We start from the raw sequence: 16575 nt of genomic DNA on the forward strand, positions 1-16575 counted from the left end.
GGGGAGTCAGGGCAGGCCTTCAGCCGGGGCTGGCGCCGTTTGACCTGCATCACCCCTTGGTTGCACGGCACTGCGGCGCGTGGCCTGGGCTCGGCAGCCCCTTGCGTTAAGCCTTATGCTCGGCGGCCATGGCACAAGTCACTTTCTCACCTCCTTTTACCGCGCCCTCCGAGACTGCGAATCAACTGCGCAGCGCCGGCTTTGCCGTGCTGTCGCCCGCCGATGTGGCGGCCTGGATGGGTTGCCCGCTCTCTGACCTGCTGGCACTCAATGCCGACTGGGCGGCCTTGCCGCCCGACGATTTCCTGAAGGACGGCGGGCGCTACCGCCGCCGGCGCCACGCCTGCTTCATGGTGCAGGATGGGCAGGCGCAGCAGGTGCCGCACCGCGCGCACTGGCAGCCGGTGGAATACAACGCCCTGCACGGCGGCATGGAACGCTGGTTTGCGCCCATGGAGCCGGCCACGGTGGCGCTGCCCGTCTGGTCGCAGCTGCTGGCTGCGCTGGCCCGCGTCTCCGACGCCGTGTTTGCCGCACAGGGCAAGGCGCCACAGCCCTGGTTCGTGGAGGCGCACCAGTTCCGCATCGACACCGAAGGTGGCATCGGCCGGCCCACGCCCGAAGGCGCGCACCGCGACGGTGTGGACCTGGTGGCGGTATTTCTTGTGGGGCGCGAGGGCATCAAGGGCGGTGAGACCCGGGTGTTCGAGGCCAACGGCCCGGGCGGCCAGCGCTTCACGCTCACCGAGCCCTGGTCCCTGCTGCTGCTGGACGATGCGCGCATGATCCACGAATCCACCCCCATCCAGCCCGTGGCCCCCGGTGGCTACCGCGACACGCTGGTGGTCACCTGCCGGCGCGGCGCGTTCCAGGGGGCGGACGTGGTGGGATAGGGGTCACCATCCTTGTCGGTGGGGGGCACGGCGTAGGACAAGGCGTCGTCTTGCTGGAGAAATCGCTGGATCGACCGCCCGCCGTTTGATGCGCATCAAGATGCGATGTATGGTGTGGGTTCACACTGTCCTTCATCGCATCGCAGGCGGCACCCGGGACCGGGGGATTGGTGGTTCATACGGATTTGCATTCAATCGTATAACTAGGCGGGAAGCCGCAGACAGTGCTGTAGCACGGCAAGGCGGACCCACGAAGTTGGACGCTTGAAGGAAAATCCGTATCAGGGCCTCGCCGAAGGTGCATTCAACACAAGGAGAAGACGCCATGTTCAAGCACATTCTGGTTCCCATCGATGGCTCCGACATCGCCGCGCTGGCCGTGTCCAAGGCGGCAGAGCTGGCCAAGACCTTTGGCAGCGCCGTAACCGCCCTGTACGTGGTGGACCCGTATCCGTTCACCGGCGTCGGTGCCGATTTCGCCTATGGCCAGGCCCAGTACCTGAGCGCTGCCACAGCCGAGGCGAATACGGCACTGGACGCCGCTCGCACTGCCCTCGCGGCGGCTGGCGTGCAGGTGACCACGGTCGTGGGCGAGGGCCACACCGTGCACGACGGGATCGTGAGCGCTGTGCTGAGCACCGGTGCCGACCTCATCGTCATGGGCTCCCACGGCCGCCGCGGCCTTGAAAAACTGGTGCTGGGCAGCGTCACGCAGCGCGTGCTGGGCGCGGTGCACGTGCCGGTGCTGGTCGTGCGGACCTGAATCCCGGTTTTGAATTTGTGCTGCGCCCCTGGCACTGCGCTGGAACAAAAAAAATGGCTCCAAGAAGGAGCCATTTTTTCTTTGATACAGAGCTTCGGGAGTCGCTACAAGCTCAGCGCAGCGGTCCTGGCTAGGCGTTTCGTCGCAGACAGTACTGAAAGTACGGCAAGACGGAACAACGACGCCAGGAGAGCTTTTAGCGGCTCCTACCCCGTTACTCGATCTTGGCGCCGGAGGCTTCCACTATGCCCTTCCATTTGGCGTAATCGTTTTTCATCAAGGTACCGAACTGCGCGGCGGACATGGCTTCGGGCTCGGCGCCCTGGGCCTGGATGGCGGCCTTCATGTCGGCAGTGGCCAGCAGCTTGTTGATCTCGGCGTTCAGGGCCGTGACCACGCTGGCCGGCGTGCCGGCGGGTGCGAACACGCCGTACCAGGTGCTCACGTCAAAGCCCTTGAAGCCCGATTCGGCCACAGTGGGCACGTCGGGCAGGGACGAGCTGCGCTTGGCTGAGGTCACGGCCAGAGCACGCAACTTGCCCGACTTGAGCTGGCCCATGGCCGAGGGCACGGAGGACATCAGCAAATCCACGTTGCCGGCCATTGCATCCATGAGGGCCGGGTTCGATCCCTTGTAGGGGATGTGGCTGAGCTTCACGCCCGCGGCCTTCTCGAACAGGTCGCCCGCCAGGTGGATGGAGGTGCCGTTGCCGGGCGAGCCATAGGTGACGGTGCCGGGCGCTGCCTTGGCGGCGGCGATCACGTCGGCCAGGGTCTTGTACTTGGAGTTGGCGCTGGTGGCGATGACCACCGGTGTATAGGCCACGTGGGCCACGGCGGTCAGGTCCTTGGTGGGGTCCCAGGGCAGGTTCTTGTACAGCCAGGGGCCGATGACCAGGTTGTCCTTCTGGCCCATCACGATGTCATAGCCTGTGGGCGCCGCCTTCACGGCCTCGCCGATGCCGATGGTGCCGCCGGCGCCGGCCTTGTTGTCAGCCACCACCGTCCACTTGGCGCTTTCGGTGAGCTTGGTGGCCACCAGGCGCGAGAGGATGTCGGTGCCGCCGCCGGGCGGGAAGGGCACGATCAGGCGGATGGGCTTGTTGGGGTAGGCGGCGGCAGGGGCGGGTGCCTGCGCATGCGCGGTGGCACCCAGGGCAAGGGCCAGCGCGCTGAAGGAAATCAGGGTGCGAATCATGGTGAAAGATGTCTCCGTCGGTTCAATGGTTGGGGCGGCCGCTTCAGGCGCGCTCCACTCTGCTGATCTGGGCCAGCACCTGCACATGATCGCCGATCGCGTGCCGGTGCTGCCTTGCCAATGCAGCGTGGCGCCATCGCCACTGGCGATGGCAACCTGCAGGCTCAGATGCGCTCGAAAATTGCCGCAATGCCCTGGCCGCCGCCGATGCACATGGTCACCAGCGCATAGCGGCCCTGCACGCGCTGCAGTTCGTGCAGCGCCTTCACGGTGATCAGCGCGCCGGTGGCGCCGATCGGGTGGCCCAGCGAGATGCCCGAGCCATTGGGGTTGACCTTGGCCGGGTCCAGCCCCAGGTCCTTGGTCACGGCGCAGGCCTGGGCGGCAAAGGCCTCGTTGGCCTCGATCACGTCCAGGTCGTTCACCGTGAGGCCGGCCTTCTTGAGCGCCAGCTGCGTGGCCGGCACCGGGCCGATGCCCATGTACTTCGGGTCCACGCCGGCATGCGCATAAGCCACCAGGCGCGCCAGCGGCTTGGCGCCGCGCGCCTTGGCGGCGCCGGCTTCCATCAGCACCAGTGCGGCCGCGGCGTCGTTGATGCCCGAGGCGTTGCCGGCCGTCACCGTGCCGTTCTCCTTGAGGAACACGGGCTTGAGCTTGGCCATGTCGGCCAGCGTGGCACCGGGGCGAAAGTGCTCATCGGTCGCGTACTGCACGTCGCCCTTCTTGCTCTTCAAGGTGACGGGCACGATCTGGTCCTTGAACAGGCCTGCCTCGGTCGCGCGCTCGGCGCGGTTGTGGCTTTCCACGGCGAGCTGGTCCTGGTCTTCGCGGCTGATGCCCCACTTGGCGGCGATGTTCTCGGCCGTCACCCCCATGTGGATGTTGTGGAACGGGTCGTGCAGTGCGCCCATCATCATGTCCACCATCTTCGTGTCGCCCATGCGCGCGCCCCAGCGCATGTTCAGGCTGGCAAAGGGGGCACGGCTCATGTTCTCGGCGCCGGCGCCGATGGCCACGTCCGTGTCGCCCAGCAGGATGGACTGGCTGGCGCTCACGATGGCCTGCAGGCCCGAGCCGCACAGGCGGTTGACGTTGTAGGCGGGCGTGCCTTCACCGCAGCCGCCGTTGATGGCGGCCACGCGCGAGAGGTACATGTCCTTGGGTTCGGTGTTCACCACGTGGCCGAACACCACGTGGCCCACGTCCTTGCCTTCCACATTGGCGCGCGCGAGCGATTCGCGCACCACGAGGGCGCCGAGTTCGGTGGGCGGAATGTCCTTGAGGCTGCCGCCAAAGGTGCCAATGGCGGTGCGCACTGCGCTGACGACGACGACTTCACGGGTCATGGGAGTCTCCTTGGAAAAATGGAATGCTATGGGCTTGCAACGCCTGGATGGCAGACGCTGGCAGCTATGAAAACAAGGGCGGCTGAAACTGGCGCGCGACAGGCCAGTGCCGCCGTGGAACTGGCTTTGCCAGGCCACTGGCGGCGTCCCCCTGGGGGGAAGACGCGAAGCGGCTCAGGGGGGTCATGCTTCTCTTACATCGGCCACCGGGTTGGTGCCGAAGTCTGCGCGGTCCAGCCATGCGAGCACGCGGGTAGCGGCATCGGCCGGCGAGGTGAGCTGGCCACCGGTCTTGAGGTTGGCGAAATTCTCGCGGTCCGGGAACGCCTCGGGGGCGGCACCACGCAGTTGCACCTGCATGTCGGTGTCGATCACACCGGGTGCCAGTGAGCAGACCTTGGCGCCATGGGGCTTGTGGGCTTCGTCCAGCGCCACGCAGCGCGTGAAATGGTCCATGCCGGCCTTGGCCGCGCAGTAGGCTGCCTGCGAGGCCATGGCGCGCCGGCCCAGGCCCGAGGAAATATTGAGCACCTTGCGTGCCGTGGCGGTCCAGCCCTCGGTGGCGTTGAGGAAGGCGGCTGTGAGCTGCATGGGCGACTCCAGCCCCACGCGCAGCGCGTTGGCCAGGTCGGCCGGATCGCTTTCCGACAGCGGGGCGATGCGCGGGATGGTGCCGGCGTTGTTGATCAGCGTGGCGCTGGCAAAGCGGCCAGGGGCCTGCGCCGCCAGCCAGGCCTTCAGGCGTGCGGCGGCCTGCTCGCCCTGCGACAGGTCTTGCTGCCACTGCTCGAGCGTGGCGCCCGAGGCCTTGGCGGCGGCGGTCAGCGCGTCCTGGGTGTTGCGGGCCAGGCAGACGAGGGTGTTGCCCGGGCCTTGCAGCAATTGCCCGGCCATGGCCAGGCCCATGCCGCGCGAGGCGCCAGTGAGGATGAAGAGGTGTTGGGGTTGGGACATCCCTCCATCGTACTGCGCCTGTACGCCGTCAGCTGTCACTCGGGGATTCGAGCGCCGCCAGCAGCAGGGCCAGCCTGGCATCCAGCGCCGCCAGGTCGGCGGCCTTGAGCGGCGCCAGGATGCGGTGTTCGTTGGCCACATGGGCCTCCACCGCGCGGTCGATCAGGGCCAGCCCTGCGGGCGTGAGCTGCACCAGCATGCTGCGCGCATCGTCGGGGTTGGGCCGGCGCACCACGAAGCCGCTGGCCTCGAGCTTGTGCATGCGGTGCGTCATGGTGCCCGAGGTGACCATCAGCGTGGAGAACAGGGTGGTCGGCGCCAGGCAATAGGGCGCGCCCGAGCGGCGCAGCGTGGCCAACATGTCGAACTCCCAATAGCTCAGGCCGAACTCGGCAAAGGTCTCGTCCAGCCGGCGCTGCAGCAGGGCCGCGCAGCGCTTGATGCGGCCGATGGGGCCCATGGGTGCCACATCCAGATCAGGGCGCTCGCGGTGCCACTGCGCCAGGATGGCGTCCACGGCATCGGGTGTGCGTTGGGGTACGGGCATGGCAGCTTGAGTTGTCTTGATTTCAAGATTTTATGTTAGAGTTATTTATCTTGATTTGAAGATAAAAAATGCCTGAGAAAACCCACCGCATAGCCTGGGGCGACGTGCTCTTGACCGCGCTGGCGCCCACCATCTGGGGCTCCACCTATATCGTCACCACCGAGCTGCTGCCGCCCGACCGGCCCTTCACGGCAGCGCTGCTGCGCACCCTGCCTGCCGGCCTGTTGCTGGTGCTGTGGTGCCGCCAGGCACCGGCCTTGCGCGATGGGGCCGGCTGGGCGCGCTTGCTGTTGCTGGCGGCGCTCAACATCGGCTTCTTCCAGGCGCTGCTGTTCGTGGCGGCCTACCGGCTGCCCGGTGGCGTGGCCGCTGTGGTAGGCGCCATCGGGCCGCTGCTCATGATGGGGCTGACCTGGGCGGTGGACCACCGGCGCCCGCCCGCGCTGGCCATGGGGGCCGGGGCACTCGGGGTGGCGGGCATGGCGGCGCTGCTGCTGTCACCCGGCGCCGCGTGGGACATGGTGGGTGTGGTGGCCGCGCTGGCGGGCACGGTGTGCATGGCCTTCGGTACCTTTCTCGCGCGGCGCTGGCAGTCGGGCGGCCTGCCGGTGCTGGCCTTCACGGGTTGGCAATTGCTGGCCGGCGGCGCCATGCTGCTGCCCGTGGCCTGGGCGGTGGACCCGCCGCTGCCCGCCCTCACCGCCATGCAGGTGGGCGGCTATGCCTACCTGAGCATCGCCGGCGCGCTGCTGGCCTATGCGCTGTGGTTCCGCGGCGTGGCGCGGCTGCCGTCGGTGGCGGTGTCGTCGCTGGGTTTGCTAAGCCCGGTGGCGGCTGTGCTGCTGGGTTGGGCGCTGCTTGGGCAGGCCCTGCGCGGCACGTCTCTGGTGGGCGTGGTGGTGGTGCTGGCCAGCATCCTGGCCGTGCAGTGGGCCATGGCGCGGCAGGCCGCAGTCGCCCCGGCGGCTTAGAAATCGGGCGCCAGATGGAATTGCAGCGGTTCGCCGGTGGTCGGGTGCGCCAGTGCCAGGTCGCTGGCATGCAGCAGCAGGCGCGGCGCCAGGGCCTGCGTGGCGGTATCGGCATACAGCGCATCGCCCAGGATGGCATGGCCCACGGCGGCCAGGTGCACGCGCAACTGGTGGGTGCGGCCGGTCACGGGCTCGAGCAGAACACGCGTGGTGCTGGCCGATTCATCATGCGACTCGGAACGCCAGCGCGTGAGGCTGGGCTTGCCCAGAGCCGCATCGATCACCCGCAAGGGGCGGCGCTCCCAGTCGGCAGCGATCGGCAGATCGATCTCGGCCCAGGTGCCGTCACCGGCTTGCCCCATGTGCCCTTGCACCACCGCCACGTAGCGTTTGTGCACCTGGCGCTGCTCGAAGGCCAGGCCCAGCCGGCGCTGTGCCTCGATGTGGCGCGCCATGAGCACCAGGCCCGAAGTGGCCTGGTCCAGCCGGTGCACGATGAGCGCGCCGGGCCAGCGCTGCTGCGCACGGGCGCTCAGGCAGTCCTGCTTGTCCGGCCCGCGGCCGGGCACGCACAGCAGGCCCGCAGGCTTGTGCAGCACCAGGATGTCCGCGTCCTCGTGCACTGCGTGCACGGGCAGTGCGCTGTCATCAGCCGGTGCCATGGCCATGGATGAGCCGGTGCACGGTGGCCACCAGTTCTTCCACATCGTTGGGCTTGTGGATCAGCGCGTTGGCGCCTTCGGCCATGGCGGCCTGCTCGATCTCGGTGGTCACGTAGCCCGAGGCCAGGGCCACCGGCAGGTCGGGGCGTATCTGGCGTGCCTCGCGCACCAGGTCGGTACCGACAAAGCCGGGCATGTTGTAGTCGGTCACCAGAAGGTCGTAGCGCTGGGGGTCGGCCCGCAGTGCTGCGCTGGCTTCGTGCGGGTCGGTGTAGCCGCTCACCTCGTAGCCGCGGCGGCGCAGCAGGCGCTGCACCAGAAAGACCAGGGCCTGGTCGTCGTCCACGTACATCACATGGGGCTTGCGCTGGTCGATCTGCGCCGTGGCCTGTGGCGCGGGCGCAGGCGGCGGTACCAGTGGGGGCGCCGCCTGGGCGCTGCCGGGTGCCACAGGGAAGTACAGCGTGAAGCGGCTGCCGTGGCCCGGGATGCTGCTCACGTCCACCGCGCCTTCGTGCGTACGCATCACCCCATGCACCACGGCCAGGCCCAGGCCCGTGCCCTGGCCCACGGGCTTGGTGGTGAAGAAGGGCTCGAAGATGCGCTGCAGCGTGGCCGCCTCGATGCCGGGCCCGTTGTCGCGCACTGCGAGGGCCACGTAGTGGCCTTCCGCCAGGCCCAGGCGCTCGCTCAGGCGCTTGTCGGGCTGCACGGCGGCGGCTTCCACGTGGATGCTGCCGCGCGCATTGCCGATGGCGTGGACGGCATTGGTGCACAGGTTGAGCAGGGCCTGCTCGACCTGGGTGGCGTCGGCCAGCACCGGGGGCAGGTCCAGCGGCAGCTGCATGTGCAGCTCGATCGCCGGGGGCAGGGTCACGCGCAGCAGGCGCTCGGTGTCGTGCACCACCTCGCCCAGCGGCACGGCGGTGCGCTGCGGCGGCTCGTTGCGGCTGAAGGTCAGGATCTGGCGCACCAGGTCGCGCGCGCGGCGCCCGGCCTTGTCGATCTCGCGCAGGCTCTCCAGCGCGGGCGAGCCCGGTGCGCTGTCGGCCTTGGCCAGCTCCACATTGCCCAGGATGGCGCCCAGGATGTTGTTGAAATCGTGTGCGATGCCTCCGGCCATGGTGCCCACGGCCTGCATCTTGTGCGATTCGCGCAGCTGCGCCTCCAGCTCGGTGCGGTGCGCCTCGGCCTTCTTGCGGCCCGTGAGGTCGCGGGCGAACACGGTGGTGGTCTCGCCCTCGGCATGGCGCTCGAACGATACGCTCACCTCCACCGCGAGCTCCTTGCCGCTGGCCGTGAGCGCCGTCATTTCGCCCAGCATGGCCTGCGTGGTGAGCTGCGCAAACGACAGGCCCTGGGCCGCGCCGGGCAGAAAGCGTTCGAGCGGGCTGCCCAGCGCATCGCTGGCGCTGCACTGGAACAGCGCCGCCGCCGTGGGGTTGAATACGGTGATGTGCTGGTGCTGGTCCACGCAGATGATGGCGTCGAGCGCCGAGTTGATCACCGCCTCCAGCCGCTTCTCGCTGGCGTACAGCTGCTCGTTGCGCTGCTGCAGGGCCTGCGCGCTGTGCTGCAGCGCCCGGCGCTCGGTGAGCAGCGGGCCCTGGTCGATCACCGCGCACAGGTACTGCGACACCGGCGGGCCACCGCCGGCCTGCGGTGCCTCGATGTGGGCGATGTGCAGGTCGCCCTTGATGCGCAGCTCCTCGCCGATGTCGAAGACCACCTCGTTCACCTCGCTGCGCCCCAGGTTCTCGGCCTGCGCAAAGGCGTTGTGCACGCGGTCCACGTCGCCCGCGCTCACAAAGGGCATCAGGGCGCTGAGAGGGCGGTCGCGCTCCGTGGGTTGGAACGAGCGGTGCGCCATGGAATTGGCCTGCACCACCATGTCGTGCTCGTCGATCACCATCAGCGCCAGCGGCATGCTGGCGAACAGGGTCTCGAAGCGCTCCGAGGCGCTCTCGGCCACGGCCTGGCTGTAGCGCAGCACCTTGTTCTGGCTCTCCAGCTCGGCCTGGTAGGCGCGCAGTTCGGCCACCAGGCCCCCGGCGGGGCTGTCGGTGGACGCCAGCGCATCGTCCGCGGCCACACCAGGTGTGGGCGAACGCCGGGAGGGGTCCAGGAAAGACAGGTCCGGTTCACTCATGGACAAAAGCGATCAACAAGGCCGGCGCACGCAAGGGACGTGCGCCATGCCGGGCAGGGGGTGGAGCAAACAAGTGTAAGCCTCTGCGGAACCCCCATACCGCGCATGGATGGGGGCGATTGTTGACCGAATAGGAACAATCCTTTTCCCGCTCAGGGCTTACTGAACAAGCGGTCAGTACCTACAGTTCATCCACTGGCATTTCGGTGCCGCCAATCCACCTATGACACCAAGGAGCCTTTGTCATGACCACAGCCACCCACACCCCCGCAGCCAACGAACTGCTCGACAAACTGCAATGGCGCTATGCGGCCAAGAAGATGAACGCCGACAAGAAGGTGCCTGAAGACAAGGTCGAGCGTATCCTCGAAGCCGCCCGCCTGGCGCCCACCTCCAGCGGCCTGCAGCCGTTCGAGATCATCGTGGTGACCGACCCCGCAGTGCGCGCCCGCATCCAGCCCATCGCCTGGAACCAGGCCCAGATCACCGACGGCTCGCACCTGCTGGTGTTCGCTGCCTGGGACAACTACACGGCCGATCGCATCAACATGATGTTCGACCTGACCAACGAGCAGCGCGGCTTCAAGAACGAAGGCTGGGAAAACTACCGCCAGATGCTGCTGGGCATGTACCCCCAGCGGGATGCCGAAGTGAACTTCCAGCACGCCGCCCGCCAGGCCTACATCGGCCTGAGCGCTGCCCTGATCGCCGCCGCCTTCGAGGGCGTGGACTCCACGCCCATGGAAGGTTTCGACCCCAAGGCCCTGGACGAAATCCTGGACCTGGGTGCGCGCAACCTGCGCAGCGTGGCCATCTTGCCGCTGGGCTACCGTGCCGACGAAGGCGACTGGCTGGTGAACCTCAAGAAGGTGCGCCGTCCCCGCGAACAGTTCATCACCGAGGTGTAAGTCCCGCGCCTGCCCACCATGGGCCGGCCTCTCCCCGGTTGCATTTCTCTCCTCCGCCGTCTCCTTGACGTTGATCCGCCCGCCACATACCGTGGTGGGCGGTTTTTTTTGCGGTGGATCAACGTGCCGCAGCGGGCGCATCGGTCACCTGGCGCAGCGGCGTGAGCACGAAGGCCAGCGCCACCAGCACCACCAGCGTGCCGCCGCTGGCCGCAAACAGCTGGGTGAGCGTGATGCTCTTCATGAGCCAGCCGGTCACCGCTGCCGAAATCGGTGCCAGGCCCATGAAGATGAACATGAACAGGCTCATGGCCCGGCCGATCAGCGCCGGCGGCACGCGCTGCTGGATCCAGGTGAACACGCGCACCTGCATGAAGCCGCCCAGCAGGCCGATGGCCAGCATCAGCGCCGCGCCCTGCCACACCGCGTTGATCATGCCCATGGGGATGAACAAGAGGCCGATGACGGCATCGAACACCAGGATGGTCAGCCCCAGGCTGCCCACGCGCAGGCGCGGGAACATGCCCGAGGCCACCATGCCCGCCAGCGTGCCCGCGCCATGGGCGCCCAGCATGGTGCCGAAGGCGGCGGCGCCCAGCGCGGGCGTGCTGCTGGCCAGCACCGGAATGGCGATGTGGATGGGCCCCATGATGAACAGCGCGATGGCACTCCAGTAGAGGAAGCAGGTGCGCAGCTCGCGGTCGCGCCAGAAATGCACCAGGCCTTGCGCCACCGATGCCAGCACGGCCTGCGGCACGGGGGCGGGTGCGGGTGCGTGGTGCGAGGGCGCCGCAGCGGCCAGTGTCTGCACCTTGGCCAGCGTCCAGGCCGAGATGCCGAAGCTCAGCGCATTGAGCGCAAAGGCCAGGCCGATGCCCGTGGCGTTGGCCTTGGCGTCGGCCGTGCTGCCGCCGCTGCCATCACCGAACAGCACGATCAGCAGGCCCGCGAGCAGCGGGCCCAGGAACATGGCGAGCTGGCGCAGGCCCAGGGCGATGCCGTTGGCCGCCTGCAGCTGTGCGCGCGGCACCACATGCGGCATCAGCGAGGTGCCGGCCGGGATGCTGAAGGCCGTGGCCAGGCCGATGGCCAGCGACAGCGCGTAGACCATCCACAGCGTGAGCGTACCCGTGAGCACCAGGCCGCTGAGCAGCGCCAGCAATACCAGGTTGATGTACTTGGTGAGCATCAACACCTCTTTGGGGGAGTAGCGGTCCACCAGCGCGCCGCCGATCAGGATGAACAGCGCGCGCGGCACGCTCATGAGCGCCAGCACGGTGCCCAGCACCAGCGTGTCGCCGGTCATCTGCAGCACCAGCCAGGGCAGGGCGATCAGCGTGAACTGGTCGCCCAGCATGGTGAGCGCGGAGCCGCTGGTCAGCCAGCGGAAGTTGGGGTCGCGCAACAGCGCCGCGCGCGGGTCGGCCTTCGGCGGGGCCGGGTTGTCGTGGATGGATGGCATGGTCTTCCTTCGAGAAAAAATGGAACGGTTGAAATCAGTCGCAGGCAGGCGCTGGCTGGACCTGCTCCCGTGCGTGGATGGGGAATGCCTGTTCATACGGATTTGCCTTTAACCGCATAGCGTCGTTGGTTCGCCTTGCCGTGCTACAGCACTGTCTGCGGCTCCCGCCTAGCTATACGATCAAATGCAAATCCGCATCAGGCAGTGCGCGCTGGCGGTGCCTGGGGTCGCAGCGGCTGCGCCCGCAGTGCATGCCGGGGCGTCAGCAGCCGCAGCAGGCTGCTTGGCCAGCGCCAGGCTCCACAGCAGCGCCGCCGCGTGCGCAGCGAGCGCCAGGGCCGCGGGCAGCCAGCGGCCAGGGCCCCCAGGGGCCAGCAAGGCGTCGACCACCACGCCAGTGAACAGGAAAATGGCGAGCGCCAGCGCTTCAGGGTGCGTGAGTGCTTCGGCCAGGACGCAGGCCACCAGCAGGCAGGCCGTGCCCGCCAGCGCGTACAGCGGCCAGTGGTTTGCCGGGTGAAGAAGCAGTAGCCGCCAGGGGGTGGGCGTGAGGGGCGATAGGTGTGGCAGGGGGCTCATGTGTCGGTCCGTTGGCTGCTGTTGGCAGCGTGTCGGGTCCGACTGTGAGGCCTCACGTTGCGTGAGGGTCAAGCCTTCTGGAACACTTTTTTCGGCGATTTTTCAGCGGCGTGCGTGGCAGGGGAGGCTGCCGCGGCAGGGAGCAGCAGCGCCGCCTTCAGGTAAGCGCGCACAGGCGCACTCAGGGGCGAGCCCGCCTGCAGCAGGGGTTCCTGTTCGGACGCCGCGATCAGTTTCTCGCGCAGCGCGGGGCTGCCGCACGTCAACTGGCCGAACAGCTGGTCCCAGCGCCGGGCGGCGGTGATGGCATCCGGGTGCTGTGTAGGTACGCCCTGGGCCAGCAGTTGCTGCACCTGTGCCTCCAGTTCGGCCCACTGCGCATGGGGCACGTGACCCAAGCCGCGCAGATCGTCACGGGTCACGTACTTTTCGAGCAGGGCCATGCGCAGCTTGATCGCCGTTTCGACGAACTCGATCATGTCGCCCGGCGGTGCATGGTTGCGCCCCTGGGTGCTGGGCTCGGTGCGGAACATGTGGCCCCAGCGGTCCAGCAGTTCGATGTCGCCACCCATCCAGTGCAGCATGAGCGCCATCCAGCGGTAGGCCAGTGCCTGGACTTCGGGGCTGTTGGGGGGTAACTGGCGGTCCATGGCGCTGCGCACCAAGTCCTTGACCACCAGCCAGTCTGCCTCGATCAGGCTCCAGTTGGTGAAGATCTGCTTGAGCTCTGCCGCGCTGAAGTACTTGCCGTAGGTGGTCATCAGCGCCAGCGCTTCGAGCCAGTTGCCCATGTCGGGCTCGGCCCCTGCCATCAGACCGTCGCGCAGCATGGCCAGCCGCCCGCGCAGTTCGGTGGCCTGCATGATCTGCTGGTCGAGCGCGCGGATCTGTTGGCCGATGATGCGCTCGGGCGCCATCCCTTCGCCGGCCAGCAGCTCGCCAATGTCGCTGAGTGCCAGACCCATCTGGCGCATGGTCTGGATGCCGTGCAGGCGCTGCACGTCGGCCTGGCTGTACAGGCGGTAGCCGGCCTCGGAGCGGCCCGACGGCGCCAGCAGCCCTATCTCGTCGTAGTGGTGCAGGGTGCGCACCGTGAGGCCGGTGCGGCGGGCCAGTTCCCCGACTTTCAGCAGCATGTGCAAGGAATGGATGGGTGGCCCGCGCGCCGGTGGGTTACTTGCCGACGGAAATCAGTTCGATCTCGAAGTTCAGCGTGGCGTTGGGCGGGATCAAGCCGCCGGCACCGTTGGCACCGTAGGCGATGGCGGGCGGGCAGGTCAGCTTGGCCTTGCCGCCGGGTTTCATGCGCTGCACGCCTTCGGTCCAGCAGGGGATCACTCGGTTCAGCGGGAACGAGGTGGGCTCGCCTCGCTTGTAGGAGCTGTCGAATTCCTTGCCGTCGAGGAAGGTGCCTTTGTAGTGCACCTTGACGGTGTCGGTGGCCTTGGGCGATTCGCCCGTGCCGTCCTTGAGCGATTCATAGACCAGGCCGCTGGCCGTGGTGACGGGCTTGGCGGCTTGCTGGGCCATGGCGGCGGGGGCGATCATGAGGCTGGCGAGCAGCAGGCACAGGGTATTGCGCAAAGGGTTCTCCTTGTGAGGATGGAATATTTTGGACAGGCGCGATCTTAGTCGTGTTCTTGTGGGTGCTGGTTTGCTTCTGTTGCGGTGGCTGCTTCTGTTATTGCGCGAAGGGCGGAGGCCGGGGTGTGCGCCCGGCGGCGCAGTAACTTTCTCTTGAGTCGCCAAGAGGGTATAGAAGAAATCTATTTCAACCGACCCAACAACATCCGAGCCTGCGCAAGCCACACCCACGCAGCCGCATAGAACGGCTTGCGGTCGTGGTGCATCACCAGCCTGCGGTTGCGCTCCAGCCATGCATGGGTGCGCTCCACGACCCAGCGCTTCTTGGCGATGGGGGCAGGCCGCTCGTCGCTCCACAGCGGCTGCTGGGCATCGTCCCAGCGGTGGCGGGCACTGTGGCGCACGATGCGCACCTGTACGTGGTGCGCCTTCTCGATCTGCTGGGCGCATTGCCCGGCGTACGCGCTGTCGGCCCACAACGTCTTGAACGAGCCATCTGTGCGCTTGCACGCCTGTGCTACCGCTTGCGCGGCCGCGTCGCGGTCCTGCACGGCTGCACTGGTGATCACCACCGCAAGCAGCAGGCCCAGCGTGTCCACGACCAGATGGCGCTTGCGCCCCTGCACCTTCTTGCCTGCATCGAAGCCCAAGGTACCACCCTGAGGGCTGCCCCGGTTGGACTGCGAGTCGATGATGGCCTCGCTGGGCTGCGCAGCGCGCTCCAGGCGTTGGCGCCATTGCTGGCGCAGACGCTCGTGCAGCGCTTCGAACTTGCCTTGGCGGGCCCAGTTGACGAAGGCCTTCTGCACAGACTGCCAGGGCGGATAGATCTGCACCGGCAGGTTGCGCCAGGACGAGCCGGTGCGTAGCACATAGCAGCAGGCATCGACAACGCTACGCCGCGAGTAGGTGGCCGGTCTGCCACGCGAGCCCGGTTGGGGCTCGAACAGGTCCTGCGCCAGCGCCCATTCGGCATCGGTCAGGGCACCGGCAATGGCGTTGCCGGATTGACTGGCGGGCCGATGCTGGGCGGTGTAGCCGTAGCGCGTGCCAGGCTGACCAGGCTGCGAGCGGGACAGCTGCGACTTGGGCCGCGCTCGCTGCAGGCCGGCAGCCTTCAGTGCTGCGCGCAGAGTCACCGTGCTGGGGGCGCTGCGGCCCATGTGATCGGCCCAGGCCAGCGCCAACTCGGGCAGCGTGGCCTGCGGGTTGTCGCGCACCACCTCGCGCAAGGTGGCGTACTCGCCAGGGGGGATCACGGGTGGTCGGCCTGTCTTTGCCATTGCGCTGCTCCTGCTTGGTCAATGCGGCGCTATTATAATTTATTTCTTCTACACCCTCTTGGCGACGCAAGAGAAAGTTACTGCGCCGCCGGGCGCACACCCCGGCCTCCGCCCTCAACCAAGGCAAGCAGCAACCATCACCACCACCACCGTGTCACAACGCCCCGCAAGCGAAGTGACGAAGCGGGTGGCAGGCGGTGACCGATGCGGGCGCACAGCTCGATTGACGAGCCCATGCGCCGTTGCAACTCACTCCGGCGTCTTGAACGACTCCCAGTACTCCATCACCTTGAGCACCCTGCGCAGCTGGCTCGTCGGCATGGTCTGCGTGCCCCAGGTGGCATAGCGCCCGGCCGTCTCGCCCATGATCCAGAACTGCCGCACGGCCAGAAAGGCGGCAATCGCATCGAAGTCCGCCTGCGCCAGCGGGCGCACGCTGCGGTAGCCTGCCAGGTAGTGGCGCCAGCGCGTGAGCCCTGCCTCGTCGAGCACACCGTCCACCTTGCGCGGCAGGTTGTTCCACAGGTACACGCACAGCTCATAGGCCAGCAGGCCGGGGCCGGTGTCGTCGAAGTCGAAGAACGAGGCCACGCGGGTGCCATCCGGCCCATCGCCCATGAAGTTGTTGGCGCCGTGGCAATCGCCATGGCATGCCACGCGGGTGAGCGTGGGCAGCAGGGCGGTAATGCGCTCGTCCAGGCGCTCGGCCAGCGCTGTGTAGCTGGCGCGCAGGCCATCGTCCATCGCGGGTGCCGCACACAGTTGCTGCAGCGGCGCGCGCAGCAGGTCGGGCAGATCCAGCTGGTACAGGCTGGGCGGGCCCGTGTAGCCCTGCGCCAGGTCATGCAGCAAGGCCAGGCCTCGGCCTGTGGCCTCGGTGTCCGGCACCGACTCGCCAGGACATTCGCCCGGGAGGTGCTCGAACAGCACCAGCGGGCGCGGCCCCTCGGGCAGCGGCAGGTCGATGCTGGGCGCACCATCGCGCGCGGCCAGAGGCGCCGCGACAGGGGCGCCTGCGGCCTTCAGGTGCCAGAGCAGCGCCGTCTCGTAGGCGGTATTGGGCGCGCCGCGCGGGCGGTCGACGCACAGCCGCGCCACGGCCTGCCGGCCATCGGCAAAGCGCAGCTCGTACACCTGGTTGTACCCGCGCCGCATCAGCACGCAGTGGGCCACCTCGCCCAGGGCGTAGTGCGCCATCACGATGCGGGCAATGGCGCCGCCGGTTGGGGTGGACTGGGCGATGTCGGTGGACGGGGCGGTCATGGATGGCGTG

At 67.8% G+C, this 16575-nt stretch carries 16 protein-coding genes; 4 read left to right on the forward strand and 12 right to left on the reverse strand.

Going from position 1 to position 16575, the window contains the following annotated elements; translation table 11 throughout:
• Positions 1–128: 128 nt before the first annotated feature.
• Complete coding sequence (locus ACSQ3Y_RS12460; protein ID WP_057269806.1) at positions 129–893, forward strand: 2OG-Fe dioxygenase family protein; 765 nt, start codon at positions 129–131, stop codon at positions 891–893.
• A 325-nt stretch (positions 894–1218) separates the two neighbouring features.
• Positions 1219–1656, forward strand: a complete 438-nt coding sequence (locus tag ACSQ3Y_RS12465) for a universal stress protein (RefSeq protein WP_057206065.1) — start codon at positions 1219–1221, stop codon at positions 1654–1656.
• 214 nt (positions 1657–1870) lie between these two features.
• Here ACSQ3Y_RS12465 and ACSQ3Y_RS12470 read toward each other — a convergent pair whose 3' ends face one another.
• The 4 genes from ACSQ3Y_RS12470 to ACSQ3Y_RS12485 all read right to left on the reverse strand — a co-directional run bounded on the left by ACSQ3Y_RS12470 (position 1871) and on the right by ACSQ3Y_RS12485 (position 5704).
• Positions 1871–2854: a tripartite tricarboxylate transporter substrate binding protein gene (locus tag ACSQ3Y_RS12470; protein ID WP_057269805.1), complete on the reverse strand. Its 984-nt coding sequence runs from the start codon at positions 2852–2854 to the stop codon at positions 1871–1873.
• Between the two features lie 164 nt (positions 2855–3018).
• The gene (gene bktB, locus ACSQ3Y_RS12475; protein WP_436177460.1) at positions 3019–4203 is read right to left on the reverse strand and encodes a beta-ketothiolase BktB; all 1185 of its coding nucleotides are present in this window, start codon (positions 4201–4203) and stop codon (positions 3019–3021) included.
• Between the two features lie 183 nt (positions 4204–4386).
• On the reverse strand, positions 4387–5157 hold the full coding sequence (locus ACSQ3Y_RS12480) for an SDR family NAD(P)-dependent oxidoreductase (RefSeq protein ID WP_436177461.1): 771 nt from the start codon (positions 5155–5157) through the stop codon (positions 4387–4389).
• Between the two features lie 28 nt (positions 5158–5185).
• Positions 5186–5704 carry a MarR family winged helix-turn-helix transcriptional regulator gene (locus ACSQ3Y_RS12485; RefSeq protein ID WP_428000049.1) on the reverse strand — a complete coding sequence of 173 codons (519 nt, stop codon included), beginning with the start codon at positions 5702–5704 and terminating at the stop codon, positions 5186–5188.
• A gap of 68 nt (positions 5705–5772) precedes the next feature.
• Here ACSQ3Y_RS12485 and ACSQ3Y_RS12490 point away from each other — a divergent pair, with 68 nt between their 5' ends.
• Positions 5773–6675, forward strand: coding sequence for an EamA family transporter (locus ACSQ3Y_RS12490; RefSeq protein WP_436177462.1), 903 nt, complete (start codon positions 5773–5775; stop codon positions 6673–6675).
• Here the strand turns inward: ACSQ3Y_RS12490 and ACSQ3Y_RS12495 are convergent.
• A complete protein-coding gene (locus ACSQ3Y_RS12495) occupies positions 6672–7337 on the reverse strand; it encodes an RluA family pseudouridine synthase (RefSeq protein WP_436180116.1) in 666 nt (221 codons plus the stop codon). The two genes, ACSQ3Y_RS12490 and ACSQ3Y_RS12495, sit on opposite strands and share 4 nt — an antisense overlap.
• The gene (locus tag ACSQ3Y_RS12500) at positions 7324–9486 is read right to left on the reverse strand and encodes a PAS domain-containing hybrid sensor histidine kinase/response regulator (protein WP_436177463.1); all 2163 of its coding nucleotides are present in this window, start codon (positions 9484–9486) and stop codon (positions 7324–7326) included. Before ACSQ3Y_RS12500 ends, ACSQ3Y_RS12495 begins: the two co-directional genes overlap by 14 nt.
• Positions 9487–9731: 245 nt before the next feature.
• Here ACSQ3Y_RS12500 and ACSQ3Y_RS12505 point away from each other — a divergent pair, with 245 nt between their 5' ends.
• On the forward strand, positions 9732–10394 hold the full coding sequence (locus ACSQ3Y_RS12505) for an NAD(P)H-dependent oxidoreductase (protein ID WP_057206077.1): 663 nt from the start codon (positions 9732–9734) through the stop codon (positions 10392–10394).
• A gap of 118 nt (positions 10395–10512) precedes the next feature.
• Here the strand turns inward: ACSQ3Y_RS12505 and ACSQ3Y_RS12510 are convergent, their stop codons facing one another.
• The 6 genes from ACSQ3Y_RS12510 to ACSQ3Y_RS12535 all read right to left on the reverse strand — a co-directional run bounded on the left by ACSQ3Y_RS12510 (position 10513) and on the right by ACSQ3Y_RS12535 (position 16565).
• Positions 10513–11856 (reverse strand): MFS transporter, encoded by a 1344-nt coding sequence (locus ACSQ3Y_RS12510; protein WP_436177464.1) that lies wholly within the window; start codon positions 11854–11856, stop codon positions 10513–10515.
• 180 nt (positions 11857–12036) lie between these two features.
• A complete protein-coding gene (locus ACSQ3Y_RS12515) occupies positions 12037–12435 on the reverse strand; it encodes a hypothetical protein (protein ID WP_436177465.1) in 399 nt (132 codons plus the stop codon).
• Positions 12436–12503: 68 nt separating this feature from the next.
• Complete coding sequence (locus tag ACSQ3Y_RS12520) at positions 12504–13571, reverse strand: MerR family transcriptional regulator (protein ID WP_436177466.1); 1068 nt, start codon at positions 13569–13571, stop codon at positions 12504–12506.
• A 37-nt stretch (positions 13572–13608) separates the two neighbouring features.
• Entirely contained in the window at positions 13609–13983 is a 375-nt protein-coding gene (locus ACSQ3Y_RS12525; RefSeq protein ID WP_428003815.1) for an FKBP-type peptidyl-prolyl cis-trans isomerase, read from the reverse strand.
• A gap of 218 nt (positions 13984–14201) precedes the next feature.
• Positions 14202–15302: an IS5 family transposase gene (locus ACSQ3Y_RS12530; RefSeq protein ID WP_436177467.1), complete on the reverse strand. Its 1101-nt coding sequence runs from the start codon at positions 15300–15302 to the stop codon at positions 14202–14204.
• Between the two features lie 249 nt (positions 15303–15551).
• On the reverse strand, positions 15552–16565 hold the full coding sequence (locus tag ACSQ3Y_RS12535; protein WP_436177468.1) for a phosphotransferase enzyme family protein: 1014 nt from the start codon (positions 16563–16565) through the stop codon (positions 15552–15554).
• Positions 16566–16575: the final 10 nt, after the last annotated feature.

It is taken from the genome of Acidovorax sp. LjRoot66 (assembly GCF_964253305.1).
Taxonomy (GTDB): domain Bacteria; phylum Pseudomonadota; class Gammaproteobacteria; order Burkholderiales; family Burkholderiaceae_C; genus Acidovorax.

Coding starts and splice junctions, on each gene's coding strand:
- ACSQ3Y_RS12460 (WP_057269806.1), top strand. CDS start 129: ATGGCACAAGTCACTTTCTCACCTCCTTTTACCGCGCCCTCCGAGACT.
- ACSQ3Y_RS12465 (WP_057206065.1), top strand. CDS start 1,219: ATGTTCAAGCACATTCTGGTTCCCATCGATGGCTCCGACATCGCCGCG.
- ACSQ3Y_RS12470 (WP_057269805.1), bottom strand. CDS start 2,854: ATGATTCGCACCCTGATTTCCTTCAGCGCGCTGGCCCTTGCCCTGGGT.
- bktB (WP_436177460.1), bottom strand. CDS start 4,203: ATGACCCGTGAAGTCGTCGTCGTCAGCGCAGTGCGCACCGCCATTGGC.
- ACSQ3Y_RS12480 (WP_436177461.1), bottom strand. CDS start 5,157: ATGTCCCAACCCCAACACCTCTTCATCCTCACTGGCGCCTCGCGCGGC.
- ACSQ3Y_RS12485 (WP_428000049.1), bottom strand. CDS start 5,704: ATGCCCGTACCCCAACGCACACCCGATGCCGTGGACGCCATCCTGGCG.
- ACSQ3Y_RS12490 (WP_436177462.1), top strand. CDS start 5,773: ATGCCTGAGAAAACCCACCGCATAGCCTGGGGCGACGTGCTCTTGACC.
- ACSQ3Y_RS12495 (WP_436180116.1), bottom strand. CDS start 7,337: ATGGCACCGGCTGATGACAGCGCACTGCCCGTGCACGCAGTGCACGAG.
- ACSQ3Y_RS12500 (WP_436177463.1), bottom strand. CDS start 9,486: ATGAGTGAACCGGACCTGTCTTTCCTGGACCCCTCCCGGCGTTCGCCC.
- ACSQ3Y_RS12505 (WP_057206077.1), top strand. CDS start 9,732: ATGACCACAGCCACCCACACCCCCGCAGCCAACGAACTGCTCGACAAA.
- ACSQ3Y_RS12510 (WP_436177464.1), bottom strand. CDS start 11,856: ATGCCATCCATCCACGACAACCCGGCCCCGCCGAAGGCCGACCCGCGC.
- ACSQ3Y_RS12515 (WP_436177465.1), bottom strand. CDS start 12,435: ATGAGCCCCCTGCCACACCTATCGCCCCTCACGCCCACCCCCTGGCGG.
- ACSQ3Y_RS12520 (WP_436177466.1), bottom strand. CDS start 13,571: ATGCTGCTGAAAGTCGGGGAACTGGCCCGCCGCACCGGCCTCACGGTG.
- ACSQ3Y_RS12525 (WP_428003815.1), bottom strand. CDS start 13,983: ATGATCGCCCCCGCCGCCATGGCCCAGCAAGCCGCCAAGCCCGTCACC.
- ACSQ3Y_RS12530 (WP_436177467.1), bottom strand. CDS start 15,302: ATGGCAAAGACAGGCCGACCACCCGTGATCCCCCCTGGCGAGTACGCC.
- ACSQ3Y_RS12535 (WP_436177468.1), bottom strand. CDS start 16,565: ATGACCGCCCCGTCCACCGACATCGCCCAGTCCACCCCAACCGGCGGC.